Annotated in this window: 15 protein-coding genes and 1 pseudogene; 6 read left to right on the top strand and 10 right to left on the bottom strand. The window is 63.1% G+C overall.

Annotated elements, in window-relative coordinates; all coding sequences use genetic code 11:
* The first annotated feature begins 14 nt into the window (after positions 1-14).
* The 6 genes and pseudogenes from MUB46_RS20905 to MUB46_RS20880 all read left to right on the top strand — a co-directional run bounded on the left by MUB46_RS20905 (position 15) and on the right by MUB46_RS20880 (position 6,847).
* Positions 15-2,003 (top strand): acetyl/propionyl/methylcrotonyl-CoA carboxylase subunit alpha, encoded by a 1,989-nt coding sequence (locus MUB46_RS20905; protein ID WP_261617912.1) that lies wholly within the window; start codon positions 15-17, stop codon positions 2,001-2,003.
* Positions 2,004-2,011: 8 nt separating this feature from the next.
* The gene (locus tag MUB46_RS20900; protein WP_261617911.1) at positions 2,012-2,959 is read left to right on the top strand and encodes a hydroxymethylglutaryl-CoA lyase; all 948 of its coding nucleotides are present in this window, start codon (positions 2,012-2,014) and stop codon (positions 2,957-2,959) included.
* Positions 2,960-3,042: 83 nt separating this feature from the next.
* Positions 3,043-3,834: an enoyl-CoA hydratase-related protein gene (locus tag MUB46_RS20895; RefSeq protein WP_261617910.1), complete on the top strand. Its 792-nt coding sequence runs from the start codon at positions 3,043-3,045 to the stop codon at positions 3,832-3,834.
* A 136-nt stretch (positions 3,835-3,970) separates the two neighbouring features.
* Positions 3,971-4,678 (top strand): IS6 family transposase, encoded by a 708-nt coding sequence (locus MUB46_RS20890; protein WP_261617909.1) that lies wholly within the window; start codon positions 3,971-3,973, stop codon positions 4,676-4,678.
* 44 nt (positions 4,679-4,722) lie between these two features.
* A pseudogene (locus MUB46_RS20885) lies at positions 4,723-4,941 on the top strand (IS3 family transposase); the annotation flags it as partial.
* Between the two features lie 445 nt (positions 4,942-5,386).
* Positions 5,387-6,847: an FAD-binding oxidoreductase gene (locus MUB46_RS20880; protein WP_261617908.1), complete on the top strand. Its 1,461-nt coding sequence runs from the start codon at positions 5,387-5,389 to the stop codon at positions 6,845-6,847.
* Positions 6,848-7,176: 329 nt separating this feature from the next.
* Here the strand turns inward: MUB46_RS20880 and MUB46_RS20875 are convergent, their stop codons facing one another.
* The 10 genes from MUB46_RS20875 to MUB46_RS20830 form a co-directional block, all read right to left on the bottom strand.
* A complete protein-coding gene (locus MUB46_RS20875; protein ID WP_261617907.1) occupies positions 7,177-7,959 on the bottom strand; it encodes an IclR family transcriptional regulator in 783 nt (260 codons plus the stop codon).
* Positions 7,960-7,968: 9 nt separating this feature from the next.
* Complete coding sequence (locus MUB46_RS20870) at positions 7,969-8,982, bottom strand: NADP-dependent oxidoreductase (RefSeq protein ID WP_261617906.1); 1,014 nt, start codon at positions 8,980-8,982, stop codon at positions 7,969-7,971.
* Between the two features lie 12 nt (positions 8,983-8,994).
* On the bottom strand, positions 8,995-10,719 hold the full coding sequence (locus MUB46_RS20865) for a hydantoinase B/oxoprolinase family protein (protein ID WP_261617905.1): 1,725 nt from the start codon (positions 10,717-10,719) through the stop codon (positions 8,995-8,997).
* Positions 10,720-10,731: 12 nt separating this feature from the next.
* The gene (locus MUB46_RS20860; RefSeq protein ID WP_261617904.1) at positions 10,732-12,822 is read right to left on the bottom strand and encodes a hydantoinase/oxoprolinase family protein; all 2,091 of its coding nucleotides are present in this window, start codon (positions 12,820-12,822) and stop codon (positions 10,732-10,734) included.
* 30 nt (positions 12,823-12,852) lie between these two features.
* A complete protein-coding gene (locus MUB46_RS20855; protein WP_261617903.1) occupies positions 12,853-13,560 on the bottom strand; it encodes an ABC transporter ATP-binding protein in 708 nt (235 codons plus the stop codon).
* On the bottom strand, positions 13,553-14,326 hold the full coding sequence (locus tag MUB46_RS20850) for an ABC transporter ATP-binding protein (protein ID WP_261617902.1): 774 nt from the start codon (positions 14,324-14,326) through the stop codon (positions 13,553-13,555). The genes MUB46_RS20855 and MUB46_RS20850 overlap by 8 nt, the downstream gene beginning before the upstream one ends.
* A 4-nt stretch (positions 14,327-14,330) precedes the next feature.
* Positions 14,331-15,296: a branched-chain amino acid ABC transporter permease gene (locus tag MUB46_RS20845; RefSeq protein WP_261617901.1), complete on the bottom strand. Its 966-nt coding sequence runs from the start codon at positions 15,294-15,296 to the stop codon at positions 14,331-14,333.
* Positions 15,293-16,168, bottom strand: coding sequence for a branched-chain amino acid ABC transporter permease (locus tag MUB46_RS20840; protein WP_261617900.1), 876 nt, complete (start codon positions 16,166-16,168; stop codon positions 15,293-15,295). The genes MUB46_RS20845 and MUB46_RS20840 overlap by 4 nt, the downstream gene beginning before the upstream one ends.
* 62 nt (positions 16,169-16,230) lie before the next feature.
* Positions 16,231-17,373 carry an ABC transporter substrate-binding protein gene (locus MUB46_RS20835; protein ID WP_261617899.1) on the bottom strand — a complete coding sequence of 381 codons (1,143 nt, stop codon included), beginning with the start codon at positions 17,371-17,373 and terminating at the stop codon, positions 16,231-16,233.
* A gap of 632 nt (positions 17,374-18,005) precedes the next feature.
* Positions 18,006-19,604, bottom strand: a complete 1,599-nt coding sequence (locus MUB46_RS20830; RefSeq protein WP_261617898.1) for an alpha/beta fold hydrolase — start codon at positions 19,602-19,604, stop codon at positions 18,006-18,008.

Below are 19,604 nucleotides of genomic sequence, written 5' to 3'. Positions count from 1 at the left end.
TTCGGAGATCGGGAATGTTCAAGAAGATCCTCATTGCAAACCGCGGCGAAATTGCCTGCCGCATCGCGCGCACCTGCCGGCGGATGGGTATCGCGGTGGCCACCGTCCATTCCGCGGCCGACCGCGACGCACTGCATGTTCGCGAGATTGGCGAGTCGCTGGAAATCGGCCCCCCCACCGCTGCGGAAAGCTATCTTGCGATCGAGCGGATCGTGGATGCGGCTCGGCGGCAGGGCGCCGATGCGGTCCATCCGGGGTACGGCTTTCTTGCGGAAAACCCGGCGTTCGTAACCGCCCTGCGTGACGCCGGAATAGCCTTCATCGGTCCTGACCCTGAGGTGCTCGCCCGGTTCGGCAACAAGGCGGCGGCGAAACAGGAGGCGCGTCTCGCGAACGTGCCGGTCGTACCCGGTACTGAGACTCCGAGCAGTTCCGTCGAAGATATCGTCTCCGCGGTCGACGGGATGCAGCTGCCGGTCCTGCTGAAAGCGGCAGCCGGGGGCGGCGGTAAGGGAATGCGGGTGTCGCAGTCCCGGGCCTCGCTGCGTGCCGATGTGGAGGCGGCGATGCGAGAGGGCCGCAGCGCCTTCGGCGACCCGAGCCTCATCGTCGAGGAGTATCTCCCGCATGCCCGCCATGTCGAGGTGCAGATCCTCGGCGACGGGCGGGGCGAGGTGATCCACCTCTTCGATCGCGAATGCAGCCTGCAACGCCGGCACCAGAAGGTGATCGAGGAGGCGCCGGTGACGAGCATTCCGCCGGACCTGCGCCAGTCGATTCTTGATCACGCCGTTCGTCTCGGCCGGGCGGTGCACTATCTCGGGCTGGGGACGGTAGAGTTCATCGTCAAAGACAGCCGCGCCTACTTTCTAGAGGTCAATCCGCGCATCCAGGTCGAGCATCCGGTAACGGAGGAAGTGACCGGACTGGACCTCGTCGAGCTGCAGATAAGGGCGGTCGCCGACGGTCGCCTGCCGCTCCCTCAGGACGCGGTCGCGGTGCGCGGCGTCGCGGTCGAAGCCCGCGTATACGCTGAAGATCCGGCCGGCGGCTTCCTGCCATCGACGGGACGCGTCGGGCTGTTGCGCTTGCCCGATACGGTGCGGGTCGATAGCGGCATTGAGAGCGGCGCGTCCGTGACGCCGTACTACGATCCGATGGTCGCGAAGCTGATCGCTGCGGCGCAGGACCGGGAGACGGCCTATGACCATCTGGCCTCGGCGCTGGACGATACCGTCGTCCTGGGCGTGACGACGAATGTCGACTTTCTGCGCAAGCTGGCGACCGACAAGAGCGTTCTCGCGAATGACGTCCACACGGGGACTATCGAGGACATGTTGGCCGCCAATCCGCCGGTGCGGTGGTCCTTCCCGCGGGATGCGGCGATTGCGGCAGTGCTCTGGTTGCAGACGCGCCGCAGCCGGGCGGCTTCGGATGCTTGGTCGGGATGGGCGGGCCACACCGGTTGGAGGCTCGGAGACGGCACGTCACCGATAGCCTCCGCGCCGGCCTTGCGGTTGACGTGCGGAGACGCCTGTCACGATGTCCGCTTCGGTGCCATCGAACCGGACGGCGCGATCGGAGTCGCGGTCGGGGAAGATCGGTGGCGCATCCGGGTTTCGTTTCCCGCCGGTGCCGTCGTCGCCGAAGTGGACGATCAAACGTATTCGCTCGATGTGCATCTGGAAGATGGGCGGGCCTGTTTCTCGCACGCCGGCCGTTCGGCATGGTTCTCCGTAGAGCCCTATCTATCGGGCACTCTCTTGACCTCCGACGGGAGCGGCGACGGACAGGTGCGGGCACCGATGATGGGGCGCATCATCGCCGTCGAGGTCGAAGTCGGACAACCGGTTGCGGCTGGGGAGCGGCTCGGGCTGATGGAGTCCATGAAGATGGAAATGACGCTCGCGGCCCCCTTTGCTGGCACGATCACTGAAGTCGCTTGCGCTGTCGACGCCACGGTCGAACGCGACCAACGCGTCTTCAGCGTAGCAGCCGAGTGAGCAGTGCCATGCAGGACTTGCCAAGCCATATCGATATCCACGAGGAGGGGCCGCGCGAGGGGTTTCAATTCGAGTCGCGGATCTTCCCGCTCGCCGACCGTGTCGCGCTGGTCGACGCGTTGAGCGAGTCCGGGTTGCGCCAGATCCAGGTCGCGTCCTTCGTCAATCCGAAGGCCGTACCGCAGATGGCCGACGCGGGCGATCTCTTTCAGGCGATCCGGAAGCGGCCGGGGGTCCGCCACACGGCGCTCTGGCTCAACGAACGCGGCTTCCGAAGAGCGCAGGCCACGCCCGGCGTCGACCTGAAGGCGAGCCTGCTGCTGCACACGTCGGACACATTCAGCCACCGCAACAACGGTTGCGGCGCGGGGGAGATGCGGAAGGAGCAGGAGCGGTGGATCGGAATGTACGTGGAGGCAGGCCTTCCCGTCGAAGCCGCCTACGTTATGACGGCTTTCGGCTGCAATTTTCAGGGCGACATTCCTCTGTCAGAGGTGCAGGCCGTCATTCGATGGCTTGTCGATCGTTTCGAAGGCACCAAGCAGCCGCTTCCCGTTATCATGCTTGCCGATACCGTCGGCTGGGCCGTGCCGACGGAGATCGAACGCAGGGTCGGCGCGGTACGGGACATCGCTCCGACCGCGCGGATCGGACTACACCTGCATGATACGCGCGGCGCGGGTATGGCGAATTTCTATGCTGCCCTGCGGATGGGGGTGGACGTGTTCGAGGGGTCGGTCGCCGGACTGGGCGGCTGCCCGTTCGCCGGTCACGGTCAGGCGGCGGGCAACATCTGCACCGAAGACATTGTGTTCATGGCGCACGAGATGGGCATCGAAACCGGCATCGACCTGGAGAGACTGATCGAGGCTGCCCGTCAGGCCGAGCGCCTGATCGGACGTACTTTGCCTGGGCGGGTTCTCAGGAGCGGTTCTCTCGCCGGCTATCGCACGTAATTGGCCGTGCCGGTTGGCCTGACCGGAGCGACGCGACCGTCGGAACCGGCAATATAGGCGTGAATGAAAGGAAAATGGCACCAATGTCCACCTATAAGGAAATCATCTACGAGGTTCGCCCCGCCGCCGTGGCGCGCATCACGATTAACCGGCCGGATCGCTACAACGCCTTCAACGCGCGCGCGGTGGAGGAAATGATCGATGCGTTTCACCGCGCTGGCTGGGACCGCGATATCGGCGTGATCGTACTAACCGGGGCCGGCGACAAGGCGTTTTGCACCGGCGGCGACCAGACCGCTCACGACGGCCAATATGACGGGCGCGGCACGATAGGTCTGCCGATCGAGGAGCTTCAGAGCGTTATTCGGGACGTTCCCAAGCCCGTCATCGCGCGGGTTGCAGGATACGCCATCGGTGGCGGCAACGTGTTGGCGACGTTGTGCGACCTGACCATCGCCTCGGACAAAGCGCAGTTCGGACAGGTGGGACCGAAGGTCGGATCGGTTGATCCGGGCTTCGGTACGGCCTATCTGGCCCGTGTCGTCGGCGAGAAGAAGGCGCGCGAGTTCTGGTACATGTGCCGGCGCTACAGCGCCGCAGAGGCCCTTCAAATGGGGCTCGTGAACGCTGTCGTTCCACATGACGAGATCGACGCGGAAGTCGATCGCTGGTGCGCGGAGCTGCTGCAACGCAGCCCGACCGCACTGGCACTTGCCAAGCGGTCTTTCAATGCCGACACGGAGAGTATTCGCGGGATCGCGAGCATGGGGATGCAAACACTCAGTCTCTTCTACGATACGCCTGAATCGAAGGAAGGTGGCGATGCCTTCCGAGAAAAACGCACGCCTGAATTCCGGAGGTTTATCTCGAAGTAGACCGCCGAGTAGGTTGCCTGCCGAAACCATACCGCGGAGCTGTCAGACTAACGCGAACCGGTGTCAGTAGGCTCAGGGATGCCCTGTCAGAAGAAAGTGGCTTGAGGCGGCAAGGGCTGTCTCGTACCGTTTCGGGATGACCAAACCGAACTCGTTCCGCTATTTCAAGACCAGCCCGGAAGTTATCCGCCTGGCGGTGATGCTCTACGTCCGGTTCCCATTGTCGCTCCGGAATGTCGAGGACGTGCTGCACGAACGCGGGATCGACGTCTGCCACGAGACGGTGCGGTTCTGGTGGAACCGCTTCGGTCCGATGTTCGCATCCGAGATCCGGCGCAAGCGCATCGACCGGATGCGCGCCGTCTCGACCTGGCGCTGGCACCTCGACGAGATGTTCGTCAAGATCAATGGCGAGCGGCATTATCTCTGGCGCGCCGTCGATCACGAGGGCGAAGTGCTCGAGGCGATCGTCACGAAGCGCCGCGACAGGACGGCGGCGCTGAAATTCCTCAGGAAAGCGATGAAGCGCTACGGCCGGCCGCGGGAGATCGTCACCGACAGGCTGCCGTCCTACCGCGCAGCACTGAAGGAACTGGGGGCCGAAGACCTTCAGTCATCAGGCTGCTGGCTCAACAACCGCGTCGAGAACTCACACCTGCCGCTGCGACGACGGGAGCGGGCCATGCTCCGCTTCCGGCGCATGCGAAGTCTGCAGACATTCGCCGCCGTTCATTCTTCCGTCTCCAACCACTTCAACCAGGAACGCCACCTTTACAGTCGGGACAATTTCAAACTCAATCGCACCGCCGCACTGGAAGAATGGCGGCAACTCTTCACAGCCTGAAATCCCGCGTTCCGCGGAAAACTGAGACCTGTTCGCGTTAGTCTGACAGCTCCCGCGCCGAGACGATCAACGGCCCATACAAGACCAAGGTCATCCATCGGCGCGGGCCCTGGCGCTCCTTCGAGGCGGGCGAGTTCGCTACGCTGGATTCGGTCGACTGATTCACCAATCGCCGGCTCTTGGCGCCCATCGGTAACATCCCGCGGGCCGAAGCCGAGGAACGCTACTACGCCATGCTGGAAGAACCGGCTATGGCAGCGTGACTCAAAAAAATGGCCGCCCGCAGACCCCGGGGCGGTTCAGTCTGGCTCGACGGATTAAAGGATAACGAGGACATGGTCCTCAGGACCTTCGGAGACGGGGCTGCGAGTGGTGTTGCCGGAGGGGTCGCGGCCAGTCGGTCTGCCGATACATGCGATATACATGAAACGAGAGATCTCGCGGCGCGTGCGCACCTTCCTGGAGTTCATGGTCGCGCACTTCGCAAACGGATTTGAACCGCTTCCCTACGACCCGACAGCGCCCGGAGAAAATTTAGCCGGTCTCGCGCGACCGGAACGCGCATGCATGCGGATGCCGCCTCGGCGGGACGAATCGTGAAGAAGCGAGCCTTGCTGGACAGAAAGCGTCGCGAGCGTTAGCGTCTTGATGTCATTGGTTGAAATATGGATTGACTGATGACACACCGACGTCGTCGCTGGAACGTTGATGTCCCACGTTCCCGCGCCGATCGTTCAAGACACGCAGAGGTCCAGTTTGTCCGCGATTGCAAGTGCATTGCGCGCCATTGTCGGCGACGGGCACCTTCTTCAGGATCCGGAGGCAATTCAAAGCCACGTCATCGACTGGCGACGCCGTTTTGCGGGGGAGGCGCTCTGCGTGGTGCTTCCCAACACCGCGGAAGACGTGTCCCGCGTCGTGAAAACCTGTTCGGAGATGGGCGTCGCAATTGTGCCGCAAGGCGGCAATACGGGTATGTGCGGCGGCGCAATTCCGCAATCCGGGCAACCGTCGGTCGTTGTCGCCATGCGGCGCATGAACCGCATCCGCAATGTCGATCCGATCGACGGCACCTTGGAAGTCGAGGCCGGGTGCACCCTTGTTGCAGCCCAAGCCGCGGCGGAAAAGGTGGATCGCCTTTTGCCGCTTTCCCTCGGCAGCGAGGGTAGTTGCCAGATAGGCGGCAACATCGCCACCAACGCCGGGGGAACGTCTGTGCTGCGGTACGGACCGATGCGCGATCTCGTTCTGGGGATCGAAGCCGTCCTTCCGAACGGTGCGGTCTTTCGGGGCCTGAACCGACTGCGAAAGGACAATACGGGCTACGACCTCAAACATCTGCTGATCGGATCCGAGGGTACGCTGGGCATCGTCACGGCCGCCGTGCTCAGGTTATTTCCGCGGATGCCGGCCACGGCAACGGCTTTCCTCGCGCTTGGATCGCTGGACAAGGCGCTGGACATCCTTGGACGACTGTCTGTGCGGTTCGGCGGACGAGTAGCCAACTTCGAGGTCATGTCGGCCGGCCAGTACGACCTGGTGCTCAAGACGTGCCCCGAAACCCGGCCGCCGCTTCCACCCGGTCACGCCTGGTACGCTCTGCTGGAGGTTGACGACACCGGCGACGCGAACGATCTGCCGCGCCTGCTGCAAGGCGCTCTCGCCGTCGACGTCGAAGCCGGTCGAGTGGAGGACGCGGTCGTTGCCGCATCGGTTTCCCAGGGCAAGGCCTTCTGGTCGATCCGCCACGCTGTAACCGAGGCAAACATGAGGGCCGGGTACTCGGTATCGCACGATACGTCCGTGCCGGTTTCGGCGGTCCCCGCCTTCAACCAGAATGTGGAGGCCGCACTGAAAGCGGCTCTTCCAGACGCATTGGTCAATCATGTTGGCCATCTTGGCGACGGCAACATCCATGTCGTCGTTATCCTGCCGCGGGACCGTTACAGCGGCAGCGGGTCGATCGAACGCGCCTTTCGCATAGCCGGCGAAATCGTCGACAGGGAAACGCTCGCGCTCGGTGGCAGCATCAGCGCCGAGCACGGGATCGGCCAGAGCAATGTGCGTAGGCTCAACAGCGCTAAAGATCCGGTCGCACTCGATCTCATGCGCCAGATCAAGTCCCTTCTGGATCCGCAGGGCATCATGAACCCAGGAAAGCTCTTCTAACCCGAAGTCCCGATATCGGCTGGCGTATTTGACCGTATGCGGGGCTTGTCGCCTCTTCGCGATCTCGCGAACGACCAAATTATCCGATGATCGACGGACGGGTCGAGAAGCGGGGCGACGCTCGCGCGATAGGGCCGCAGGCCACCATCCACCGTCGTATCCGCATTTCGCCGATCCGTCCTTGCCGGCACTGGCAACGGCTACAGGTCCAGCGACGACGTCTTCCGCTGCGACCTCCAACCGGAACTGGAGCCGGCGCAAGGCATCGTGTCATGAAGCGCGAAGCCGTGATTTGTCGCCGGGCGGAAATACTTCCTACGGCGGCGAAGTCATCTGATGATATCGGAAATCTTGCGTGCGCAGGCGGTCAGCTCTTTCAGGTGCTTTGGCTTTCCGGCGTCTATGATGTTGTCCTTAAGGCCCCCTATGCTGAGGGCGGCAGCGATACGGCCATCTCTCGAGAATATGGGTACGCCCGCGGCCGCGAGGCCGATTGCGACATCGTCCTCGGCGACGTCCCAACCGCGCGATCGCACGAGTTCCAGCTTGTCCCGCAATTGTTCGACGCTGGTCTCCGTCATGGGGGTCAGTTTCGGGAAATCATCTTTCTCCAGCCGCCTTTCAATCTCGTCCGGCGGTTGGAAGGCAAAGAGCACGCGTGGCGCCGCACCGGTATTCACCGCCTGTCGGCCGCCGACGTTCCACCAACGAACAAGAATGGCGCGATCGCCCTGCACGCGAGCGATACAGACCGCCTCTCCCCGTTCGTAGATGGACAGGAAGACGGTCGTCTGGGTTTGGTGGGCGAGATCCATCATGAACGGGGTGGCTTCGCCAGACAGCCCGTTGAAGACCGGAACCGCCTCGACGAAATCGAGCATACGCGTGCTCAAGGAATATTCGTGCGAACGCTGATCCTGCACCACGAGATCAAGCCCGATCAGCGTGAGCAGAAGCCTCCTTGTCGTCGCCTTGTCCAGCTTGGTGATCCTGACGACTTCCGTCAGAGACAGATGGGGGCGGTCTACGGAAAAAGCCCGCAGCACGGCGACAGCACGCACTACGGCCCGGACATTCGATGATGAAGGCTGGTCGTCGACTTGACCTGACAAAGCTACCTCTTACCCGACCCGTACAACGACCTTCCCGATGTGCCTGCCTTCGAAGAGGCTTAGAAGCGCCATCGGAGCACTATCAAGGCCCTCGAAAACCGTTTCGTCGTAACGAATGCGGCGCTCCTCGATCCACTTCGCCAGTGCCGCCAGGCCTTCCTGGTACCGAGCCCTGTAGTCCAGGACGCGAAATCCTTCAAGTCGAGCCCTCTTGATCTCGAAGTTTTTCAGGTTTCGCGGGCCCCGGTCCAGTTCGTCGTCTTCATATTGTGCGATCTGGCCGCAAACGACATAGCGGCATCCTACATTCATCCAACGCGTGACGGCGTCGAATGTCCGGCCACCCACATTGTCAAAATAAAGATCAATGCGATCCGGGCAGGCTTCTTTCAGGTTCTCATGAAGGTCGAGGGCCGTCCGGTGGTTGATCGCGGCATCGAACCCCAGTTTCCGGATGATATATTCGGCTTTCTCATTCGAACCGACGATGCCGACGGTGCGACAGCCCTTCAGCCGGGCGATCTGTCCCGCGACTGAACCGACCGCACCGGCTGCACCAGAAACAACGACCGTTTCGCCCGCGACGGGCCTGCCAACATCGAGCATCCCGAAATAGGCGGTCATCCCGGTCATTCCCAGGACGCCGAGAGCCGTCGAGACAGGCAGCGTGCTTTCCGGCACGCGCCGCGCCTCGCCAGCCCCGACGGCGGCATATTGCTGCCATCCGAAATAGCCCTCGACGACATCACCCTCGCGAAACCGGGAACTGCGCGACCGGATCACTTTTCCTACGGCACCGGCGAAGACAGGCTCGTCCAGTCGCTGGGGCGCGATGTGGTCATATACGCCGACCATGTGGCCGCGCATGAAGGGGTCGACCGACACATATTCGATCCCCACCAAGATTTCGTCTTCGCCAGGTACGGGCACATCTACCGATCTCGAGCCGAAGCACGAGCCGTCCAGTCTCCCGGTTGGTCGCGCCCGTAGACAGATCTGCTGGTTTCGGCCCCCGATGGCCATCGCGTGCCTCCTTCAGGCGGACGCGCGCAATGCACGTGTCCGTTCTGCGTCGACAGATCGCCCATCCGGGGTCAGCGCAACCTTGTATATCGACTGTGCGGCCGTCTCGGAGACGATCCCGTCGCGAACATCGCGCAACACGCTTTGCGGATCACGGTGCGATGGACTGCCGACACCGCCTCCGGCCGGAGACGAGAGTACGATGCGGACCGGTGGAAGCCCGACAAGGCTGTACTGCGGGGGCGTGAATTCCTTACCGGTCCCGTCGAACGTGGTGCATTGTCCGGCAGCCCCAGCAAGCCCTCCGGCTGCGCCGAATCCGGAAGGATCGAAAAGCCCTTCGCCTCGGAAGGAATAGTTGGCATCCGTCAGCACGTCGGCTTCGTATTCGATGCCCGTGCCGCCGCGCCACTGTCCCGGTCCTGCGGCGTCGCGGCGAAACTCATGACGGTGGACATGGATCGGATAGAGCTGTTCCCAAAGCTCGACATTGGGCAGCGTCAGCCCGCCTAGTGTCGACAGATGTGCGATCTGGTTGAGCCCATCGCGGTTCATTACGGCGCCACCGCCGGACAGGCCGTTCCAGTGATAGAGGACGTAGGTCGTCGCACCGGCGTCGTCGACGCCGGCGGAAAGCGGTATGATCGCCTTGCCCCAGCCCGCTACCGTCTTGGAGGGAACTGCTTGGCTCAAGGCCTTCCAGCACGCCTGGATAATGTCGTGGGCTGGAAAGGCGGTCGCAAAAGTCGTTGCCGCGGGCGGCTTCGGGTTCAGCGTGCATCCGTACGGAATGATCAGCTTCACGCTGCGAAACGTTCCCTCGTTCCTCGGCAGGTCGGGATCGAAGAACGAAGACAGGCCCGTATAGGTCGCTGCATGCGTATTGGCGAAGGAACTGTTCTTGAAGCCTTTGATCTGGGGTGACGTCCCCGTGAAGTCCACGGTCAGTTGATCGCCCGAGACGGTCAGGGTGACCCTGTAGCGGATTTCAGTCCGGGTGAAGCAATCATTGTTGCTGATTTCCTCGCCGACATAGACCCCATCGGGCAACGACTCGACTTCGGCGCGGAAGCGACGGTCCGCATGGTCGAGGATGCCGTCGAGATACGCCATTCCCTGCTCATGACCGAGATCGTCGAAGATTGCGGCAACGCGCTCGCAGCCGATCTGTGTAGACCCGAGCATGGCACGCAGGTCGCCGTCGAGGAGGTGGGGCGTGCGCGTGTTGGCGAGAAGCATGTCCCAGAGGTCCTTGCGTATTTCGCCTCTCTCCACCACACGGATTGGCGGCAGCCGGATGCCTTCGTGGAAAATCTCCGTTGCCAACGGATTGTAGGTTCCCGCCGCGCCGCCGCCGATGTCGGACTGGTGCGCGCGATTGCACGTGAAGCCTACGACCGTGCCCCGCGAAAAGACCGGCCTCGCGATCACCCAGTCCGGCAGGTGGTTCCCCCCCGCGAGGTAAGGATCATTGAGTAGAAACGCGTCACCCTCGTGGATGTCGTCCCCAAAGGCCTTCAACAACCCACGCACGGCAAAGCCACCGCTGCCGGTATGTACCGGACAGCCGTCGGCCTGTGAAACGAGATATCCCGTCGGTCCGGTTATGAAACAGGAAAAATCATGGCTCTGGAAAATGGGGCTGCGCGCTGTCCGCAACATTACCCAGCCCATTTGCCGCGATATGTGATCGAGCCTGTTTTGAACCAGAGCCAGCGTGATCGGATCGTAGGTCATGTACCGGGGCCCCTAGTTAAGCTCGATAACAAAGTTGTCGGCAGCGTCGACAAAAAGGCGATCGCGCCCCGAAACCAATACGGTCGTGGTCGGTTCGCGAACGATCAGCGGACCTGACAAGCGGACGCCAGGAGTGAGATCCCGGCCGTCATAGACGGGGGTGGGCTGCCACATCTCCTCGTCGTTGATATAGACGTCGCGCACCTCCAGCGGTTTCGGCTTCCCCGTTGCCGCTGTTCGCGCCGCCGGCATCAGCGGCGGGATCGTGCCGATACCGGCGACCCGCAGGGCGGTGATCTCAATGGCGCCTTCGGGCTGGGTGTGGCCGAACTGCCGGCGATACTCGCCCTCGAAGGACGCCCTGACTTGCGCGGTATCGAACGCCTCCGGATCGAAGGCGATCCGCACGGAGGACAGTTGGCCCTGGTAGCGCAAATCGGCCTCGCTTTTCAGCACCACTGCCGATTCCTCGAACCCCTGCCGGGCCAGCGCCGCGATCGCCTTGTGTCCGAGCTCGGTGAATATCTTCGCGATCAGCGGGCCCGCGTCTTCCAGCCGGACCGGATAGAGGACCTGGAAGAAATCCTGCCTGAGATTGGAATGGAGCATTCCCAGCGCGCAGAAAGCGCCCGCCAGGCGGGGAATGCAGACCGACTTGCAGCCGATCATCCGACCGACCGACGCACCGTGGAGCGGCCCTGCGCCACCCGCGGCCACTAGCGTGAAATTCTTCGGGTCGTAGCCCCGCTCGGTGCTGATACGTTCCACGGCATGGAGCAGGTGCTGCTCCAGCAGGCGCACGATCCCGGCCGCCGCCGACGTCTTGTCGAGACCGAGCGGCTTCGCGATCTTGGACTCGACCACTTGATGTGCCTTCTGCGCGTCGAGGACGATCGAGCCTTCCCCGCCAATGGGACCGGCCGCCAGCCGGCCAAGGACAAGCTGAGCATCGGTCGCCGTCGGCTCCGTTCCGCCCAGTCCGTAGCAGGCCGGGCCCGGATTGGCGCCCGCCCCCTGCGGCCCGACAACCAGCATGCCCGCCGCATCCACGCTGGCGATCGTGCCGCCGCCGGCCCCCACCGTATGCACTTCGATGGACGGGATGCTGACGTGATACTCGTCGATGATCAGTTCGTCTCCGACGGCCACGTGCCCGCCGACCAGCATCATGACATCGCAGGATGTACCGCCGATCTCCATGGAGATGAGGTTGTCGCCACTGGTTTCCGAGATCAGGTTCAGCGCGCCGACGCCGGCGGCCGGCCCGGATAGAACCAGATTAACGGGGCGATCCGTCACCTGATCGACCGAAACCATGCCGCCGTTGCTCTGCACGAGCAGGAGCGGGCGCCTCAGCCCCCTGTTCTGCAGCGCCTCGTTGAGGGTCTCCAGGTAGGTGACGACGCGGGGCGCGATATAGGCGTTCAGAACGGTGGTCGACGTCCGCTCGTACTCACCCAGGATCGGCGCGATGTCGGTCGAAACGGACAGCCAGTCGAACCCGCCCTTCTCGGCGACGACCTCGGCCGCCGCCTTCTCGTGGACGGGATTGACGTAAGCATTGAGGAGGGCGACCGCGAGCGACTCCACTCCGTCGCCGGCCAGTTCGTCGAGCGCCCTGGCCAACGCTTCCCGATCGAGAGGAATCCGCTCGCCGCCCTTGCTGTCTATACGACCGGCAACCGGCCGCCGCAGATAGCGCGGCACGAGCACTTCCGGATAGGGCGCGCGATGGTCCCACTGATGGAAACGGATGCCGCGCCTAATCTCCAGGCTGTCGCGGAAGCCCTCCGTGGTGATGAGCCCAACCTTGGCGCCTTTGTGCTCGAGTACCGTATTGGTGGCGACGGTCGAGCCATGGATGAAAAGGTCGCAGCCGGCCAGAATTTCCGACTGGCCGAACCGAAAGTAGCGCTCCGCAGAGGCCAGCGTCGCCAATACGCCTTCCGCCGGATTGGATGGAACCGATGGTTCCTTGAACACGAACATGTCGCCGGCCGCATCGACGAGGATCATGTCCGTAAAGGTTCCGCCGATATCGACGCCGATTCTCCACGGCTTCGCCGGCGCCTTGCGCGCAACGGGATTTTGCTGATTGTCCATTGTAACTACCTTCTCGCGGCTTGCGCCGTTTCATATGCCCAGGAATGCCTGTTTGACCCCCGGGTTCTCGACAAGTGAGGATGCCGAGTCCTCCAGCACGACACGCCCGGTCTCCAGGACATAGCCTCGATCCGCCAGCCTGAGCGCCAGCTCCACTCTTTGTTCGACCAGCAGGATGCCCAGGCCCCGCTTGTGGAGGTCGACGATGATGTCGGCGAGAGTGTCGACCACGACCGGCGCCAGCCCGAGGGACGGTTCGTCGAGCATCAGGAGTTTCGGTGCGGACATCAAACCGCGCGCGATCGCGACCATCTGCTGTTCGCCACCGCTCAACGTTCCGGCGCGTTGTTGCTGGCGCTCCTTCACGCGCGGGAACAGTTCGAAGCACCGTTCGCGGCGCTCCGCATAGGGCGGCGCATCGGCAGGGGCGCGGACGGCTCCCAGCTCGAGGTGCTCCATGACCGTCATTTCGGGAAAGAGCAGACGTCCTTCCGGAACGTGGGCGATCCCCATCGAGAGAAGCTCGTGCGGCTTCCGCCCGTCGATACGCCCGCCCTGGAACGTGATTGTTCCCCGAGCGGGCTTCAGGAGGCCGGAGATGGCGCGCAGACACGTCGTCTTTCCGGCGCCGTTGGCACCGATAACGGTGACCATCTCTCCTTTGCCGACACGAAGCGAAACGTCCGAAAGCACCTCTCGCACACCGTAGCGGACGGTAATTCCCGATACCTCAAGCATTGGCCGTTTCGCGCCCCAGATAGACTCTTATGACAGTGGGATCATTGGCCACCTCGTGCGGTTGGCCTTGAGCGATCACCACGCCGTGGTCGAGGACCGCGATCCGATCGCAAACGCCCATGACGACCTTCATGTGATGCTCCACCAGCAGGACGCTGACGCCTGTTTGGCGGATCTTGCCGATGAGTTCGATCAGTCGCCTGCTTTCGTCCGGGCTCATGCCGGCGGCCGGCTCGTCGAGGAGCAGCAGCTTCGGCTCCGCCGCCAGGGCGATCGCAAGTTCAAGGCGGCGCTGGTCGCCGTAGGAAAGGAACTGCGCCTCCCTGTCCGACAGCCCGGACATTCCAAGAAAGTCGAGGATGTCCCTGGCCTTGGATCGCGCGCTTTCTTCCTCTCGCCGGTATGCGGCCGTGCCCAGCAGGGCCCCGACCACCGACCCGACCATGCGCCTGTGCATCCCGACCCTGATATTGTCCATGACGGTCAGCGTCGGAAACAGGCTCGTGATCTGAAAGGTGCGCGCAACGCCGAGCTGCGCCATGCGATGCGGCTGCAGACCAGTGCAATCCCGACCGCCGAGCAGTACCTGCCCGGACGTGGGCTTGAGAAGCCCCGCGATCATATTGAACACTGTCGTCTTGCCGGCCCCGTTGGGTCCGATCAGCCCGACGACCTCGCCATCCGCAACCTTGAAGGCAACGTCCCTGGCGGCGAACAGGCCGCCGAATGCGCGCGTGAGGCCGGCAACTTCCAGAAGCTCGCTCATAGCATCACCGTCGCTTTTCTGTCGCGGCGCGCTGCCCGAACAGGCGGGGCCACAGCGAGACCACGCCACCCGGCAGGGCTATGACGCAAAGCGCGAGCAGCACGGCGAACACCAGCATCCGCATCGAGCCGCTGGCACGCAGTACCTCAAGAAGCGCGACATAGACGAAGGCGCCGACCAGGGGGCCGACGACCGTCCCCTTGCCGCCGACGATGACCATGACGATCATCGGCGCCATGTAGGCGAGGGTCATCAGGTCGGGCGTTATGACGCCCATGTAGTGGGCATAAAGACTACCGGCGATGCCGACCATCATGGTGGCCAGGACAAATGCCAGCAGCTTGTACGCGAAGACGTTGATGCCGGCGGCGGCGGCGAGAACGTCATTCTCGCGAATGGCCAGGATGGCCCGTCCGGTCTTGCTCAACAGCAACGCGTTGCAGAAATAGAGGAAGAGGGCGACGACCACCAGAACCAGGTAGTAGTAGGTCTCGGCTTTCGAGAAATCGAGCCATGGTGCCCAGGCAATCTCGGGACGCGGTATGCGCGTGATGCCCAGTGGGCCGTTGGTGAAGTCCATCCAGTTGATGCACACGCTGTGGATGATGGCGCCGAAGCCGAGCGTCAGGATCGCGAACTGAGGGCCCTTCACCCTGAGTGCGACGTAGCCGACCACCAATCCGAACAGGCCGGAGACAATCGGCGCGAGCACCAGCCCACCCCAGAACGAATAGCCGAGAAAGACGACGGACATGGCCGAGGCGTAGGCGCCGATCCCGAAGAACGCGGCATGTCCGAACGACAGTTCGCCGAGATAGCCGACGATGAGATTGAGGCTGATGGCCATCAGCGAGAACAGCAGCCAGAGGATGAGAAGGTGCTGGATGTAGTTGCCAAGGCCAAGCAACGGCAGCAGGCCAAGGGCTGCTATTCCTGCCCAAGCGACGGTGGAGGAAGTCGTGCCCGTCATCGCTCGCCCGCCTTCGCGCCGAAGAGGCCATTGGGGCGCCACAGAAGGACGACGACAATGATCGCGTAGCCGATGGCGTCCTTGAACGCGATCGCGAAGTAATTCGCGCCGAGCGCCTCGACCACCCCCAGCACAAGCCCGCCGACAACGGCGCCGGGCATGCTTCCCAGCCCGCCGAGCACCACGACGATGAAGCCCTTGATGACGGCCCATTCGCCGATGGTCGGGAATATCGCTGCAGTGGGCCCGAGCAGCGCTCCGGACGCGGCCGCCAAGCCGCAGGCGATCGCAAACGTCGATGCATATATCCGGTCGATGTTCACCCCGCTAAGTGCGGCGCCATCGCGATTCTGGGCGGTAGCCTGCATCATCTTGCCCAGGGTGGTGAACCGTATGAACAGATAGATCAGCCCGACCAGGGCGATGGCGGCGGCCACGACGATTATGCGCTGGACGGTGAGAAAGACCTCGCCCAGCTCCACGATCATGTCGGAGTAAGGCGTCGGGACGAACTTCGGATCGGCGCCGAATACGACCTCCCCGCCATTGGCAAGGATGAGGCCGAGCGCCAGGCTCACCATAAGCACGCTGAACTCATGCTCGCCGCGCAGTGGCCTGAACAGGAGTTGGTTCGCCAGTATCCCGATGCAGGCCACGATGACCGTGGAAAGCAGCACCGCAACCAGGTAGGGCACATTGAGCAGCGCCATCACGTAGAAGGTGATGAAGGCCCCGAGCATGTAGAATTCGCCATGGGCGAAATTCACGATGCGCAGCACGCCGAACACAAGGGAAAGCCCTACGGCGATCAGCACATAGCCCGCACCGTTGACGATGCCGTTGGAGACCTGCTGAAGAAATATATCGATCACGGACATGGCGTCCCCCACACGTAGAGAAAAGTGGGACGGGATGCTTCCCGTCCCAGTCGAGCTCAGTTGGCGCGGGAGTGAGTCGTAATCAGTCCGTCGTTGACCTGGACAATGTAGCTGTTGATGTAGGCTTGGCCGTGGTCGTCGAACGTCACGGGACCGATAACTGTGTCCCATTTGTTGTCACGGATCGTCTGAGCGATCTTGTCGTAGTCCGTCGATGTGCCGGCTTTGTCCATCGCCTTTATGACGACTTCCATCCCGGCCGCGGTCAGTGCCGCGACGAACGAGGTCTCGTTCTTGAAGCGCTTGGCGTATTCGTCACGCCAACGGACAGCGAGCGCGTCATTCGGGTCCTCGACGTAGGGCGAGACGCTGAACACGCCTTCGATCGCCGATCCGGAAAGCTCCACCAGCTTCGGACTGATATTGCCGCCAGAGGCAATGATGGTGCCGCGGTATCCCAGCTGCTTGAGCTGTTTGTAGATCGTCGCGCCCTGTGAGATCGCATTTGCGGCGACATAGACGCCATCGGGGCCGATGCCCCGGATCTTGCTCACCTGGACGGTGAAATCTGTGTCGGTCTTCTGAAAGAACTCGACGCTTTTCACTTCGATTCCGCAATCGGTGAAGTATTTCTCAAAATTCTCAGCGTCGTTTCTGCCGTAGTCGTCGTTTATCGCGAGGATGGCGACCGATTTCAGATCCATGTTCTCGCAGATGAACTTCGAGAAATTCGCTCCCCGCATCAGCGTCGTCTCGTTCATCCGGAAGAGCCACTTGTGACCCTCCTTGGTCACGTTGGGGTGCTGGGGCGCGATTGCGACATGAAGGATCTTGTCCCGGGTGACCTCCTTCATCGCGAGCGCGACGGGAGAGAACATATTGCCGACGATGGCATCGACCCCATCCTGATCCATCGCCCGGCGTGCGGCGCTTGACCCTTCTTCGGGCGAAGACTTGTCGTCGTATTCGACGATCTCGACCTTGCGCCCACCGAGAATGCCGCCGTCTTCGTTGATCATATCGACGACGGTTCTGGCGCCCTCCGTGCCCAACTGCCCTTCAAATGTTCCCGCACCGCTAAGCGGAAGTATGAGTCCAATTTTTACGGAATTACTACCCTGCGCACTCGTTCCATTTGGAATGATTCCCATAGCAGCAATCACAATTGACGCGGAGAGCGCATTTCTTATCTTATTCATACTATTTCCTCCCGTTTAATACGCAGCGTGCCATTTGGTCATTAGATTTGACTGCAGATTCGAGCCTATCCATGCGCGAATATTGTGTCAACAGATAATCTTAGGTTCAATAGATGAACCTTTTGAATCCGAGAAATGCGAGGGAGGCAGCCGGGATTTCGCTAGAGACAACGCCGGAGACCCCGCCACCGGCAGGGCGGCCGGCGTCGACCGCGGTCTTTACCCGGGACAGCAGCGCTGGTCGCGAGTGCTGGCCGGTATTGGCGCCAATCAGACGATCTGGGTCCAGCGGGTATCTCCGACGCGCGCCGTCCAGCGGCCATGCGCCGAGCATGGCTTCACCGGCGGCGTCACGGCCGGGAAGGGTTGCGTTCGTGGCTGGTCTATTTCGAGAAAGCGAAGAGGCCTAAATCCGGACGGCAGAAAACGCATCCGGTGCGCCTGGCCTGGTCCGAGTGCGCGCGGGCCAGGCATGTCGACGGGATCTCAGATCTTCTGAAACCCGTTCAACGAACGCCAACGATAGCCTGCACTTCGCGCAGACCACGACGCCCGATCGCCGCCGGGAGATCTATCGGCCGGGATACCGTTCGGAGCGCGGATTGCTCCGGCCTGACCGGCCTTCCTGGAGATCAAGACGCGGCCCCGGTCAGAAACGCGTCATACATCGCCAGCGTTTGCGCCGCCGCGGCAGGCTCGGGATCGGGCCACCAGACGGTCGTCGGCGTCTCTTCAACGGTCACGAAGGCCTTCGGGCCGAGTGCCTTCGCTTCCGGCAGTCCGTCCTTCAGCATGTCGTCCGGGCCGGCGCAGACGAGGGCCGGGCGCTCGAGCAGCGGGATACGGGCACGCGTGTCGTAGGAGAAGGCCGACCGGTAGGCGCCGTCGTAGGTCTCGCCGCTTTCCAGTATGCCGATCGCGTATTTGTGCAGCTCGTTGGCGGTCGGTACGCCGAGTGTCCGCGCCGCGCCGCGATCGACGCGGTACCATGGCCAGTACATGAACAGGTCGCGGCGCCAGTTCCAGACCAGCGGCAAATGCAGGCCCCACTTGTCCGGCCGGATCTCGGGGAAGTAGTTCGCGAGCAGGTCGTCCTGGAAATCCTGCGAGATGAACACGGGGCCTTCCAGCACCAGGCGGCGCACCCGGTCTGGCGCGATCACGGCGAGCTCGAGCGCGACGAGCGAGCCGGTATGCGACCCCCAGACGTCGACCTGGGAGAGGTCCATCGCATCGAGCAGGGCTATCATGTCCTCGGCGAGCGTCTCGATGGAGACGGGCCCTGCCGGCTTGTCGGAGAGCCCGTTGCCGAAATAGTCGACCGCGAAGACCTGGCGGCCGGTCGCCAGTCCGGTGACGACCGGAGCGAACTGTGCCGAGGACCCGCCCCCCGTCGGGATGACGAGGAGCGGCGTGCCCGCGGCGCCGGCGCGGCGCAGGTGCTGCCGGCCGCGACGGGTTTCCACGTATTCGTGCCAGATCGTGCCGTCCGGGCCAGGCGACGTCCTCGGCGGTACGGTGCCGGCCGTCGGCAGGTCCAGCCCGGCGAGGGCCGCGGGAAGATCGGCGGTGTGGGATACCGTCGTGACGCCGGTACCGATCGCCCCGCGCAAGGCGTTCGCGCAGGCCCACCACATGTCCGCGAAGCGGTGCGGGGCGACAGCCGCCGCGACGAACGTCTCCGACAGTTCGGTATCGCTCGGCAGAGGCTCGCCCTCGGTCGCGGGAAGGCCCGGATTGGAGGGGTCGAGAAGGTGTCGGTCGCGGAGAAATGCCCACAGGGCCTGCAGGTGCGTCCCGTCCTGTCGTGGCGCCAGATCGCCGGGTTCGATCCCCGCCTTCGCCCAGGCCGTCGCCGTATCCGCGCCCACAAACAGTGTTGTCACCGGCCGACGATCGGCAAGTACCGTCCTCAAGGGAGACACGACGGCGCAGGCGAGTTCGGAGCCCACGAGCACGAGCGGTTCATCGCCGAGCCACGCCAGCGCGTCCGCGAGCGTTCGCGCGGCGTCGTCGACGGTCTCGCCCGCAGCGGTCGACGATCCGCCGATGCCCGGGAGCTCGACGACGGTGACGCGCCAGTCGGGGCAGAGCGCGGAAAGGCGTCGCGCCAGACCGGATGCGGCGGTGGTCAGTCCTGCAAGCGCAACGAGGTTTGGTCCTTCACCCGCGAGCCAGATCCGGACCTGGCCGCGCGGCGTCGAGACATAGTGGGGAACGGGATCGGACAT

The sequence above is a fragment of the Microbaculum marinisediminis genome (assembly GCF_025397915.1).
GTDB lineage: Bacteria > Pseudomonadota > Alphaproteobacteria > Rhizobiales > Tepidamorphaceae > Microbaculum > Microbaculum marinisediminis.
Note: the sequence above shows the minus strand (reverse complement) of the source record. Positions and strands in the feature narration are given on the sequence as shown.

What these genes read in the sequence shown, in the direction of transcription:
- MUB46_RS20880 (WP_261617908.1), top strand. Translation starts at nt 5,387, where the DNA reads ATGTCCCACGTTCCCGCGCCGATCGTTCAAGACACGCAGAGGTCCAGT.
- MUB46_RS20870 (WP_261617906.1), bottom strand. Translation starts at nt 8,982, where the DNA reads ATGGCCATCGGGGGCCGAAACCAGCAGATCTGTCTACGGGCGCGACCA.
- MUB46_RS20905 (WP_261617912.1), top strand. Translation starts at nt 15, where the DNA reads ATGTTCAAGAAGATCCTCATTGCAAACCGCGGCGAAATTGCCTGCCGC.
- MUB46_RS20835 (WP_261617899.1), bottom strand. Translation starts at nt 17,373, where the DNA reads ATGAATAAGATAAGAAATGCGCTCTCCGCGTCAATTGTGATTGCTGCT.
- MUB46_RS20855 (WP_261617903.1), bottom strand. Translation starts at nt 13,560, where the DNA reads ATGCTTGAGGTATCGGGAATTACCGTCCGCTACGGTGTGCGAGAGGTG.
- MUB46_RS20900 (WP_261617911.1), top strand. Translation starts at nt 2,012, where the DNA reads ATGCAGGACTTGCCAAGCCATATCGATATCCACGAGGAGGGGCCGCGC.
- MUB46_RS20890 (WP_261617909.1), top strand. Translation starts at nt 3,971, where the DNA reads ATGACCAAACCGAACTCGTTCCGCTATTTCAAGACCAGCCCGGAAGTT.
- MUB46_RS20830 (WP_261617898.1), bottom strand. Translation starts at nt 19,604, where the DNA reads ATGTCCGATCCCGTTCCCCACTATGTCTCGACGCCGCGCGGCCAGGTC.
- MUB46_RS20865 (WP_261617905.1), bottom strand. Translation starts at nt 10,719, where the DNA reads ATGACCTACGATCCGATCACGCTGGCTCTGGTTCAAAACAGGCTCGAT.
- MUB46_RS20850 (WP_261617902.1), bottom strand. Translation starts at nt 14,326, where the DNA reads ATGAGCGAGCTTCTGGAAGTTGCCGGCCTCACGCGCGCATTCGGCGGC.
- MUB46_RS20845 (WP_261617901.1), bottom strand. Translation starts at nt 15,296, where the DNA reads ATGACGGGCACGACTTCCTCCACCGTCGCTTGGGCAGGAATAGCAGCC.
- MUB46_RS20895 (WP_261617910.1), top strand. Translation starts at nt 3,043, where the DNA reads ATGTCCACCTATAAGGAAATCATCTACGAGGTTCGCCCCGCCGCCGTG.
- MUB46_RS20860 (WP_261617904.1), bottom strand. Translation starts at nt 12,822, where the DNA reads ATGGACAATCAGCAAAATCCCGTTGCGCGCAAGGCGCCGGCGAAGCCG.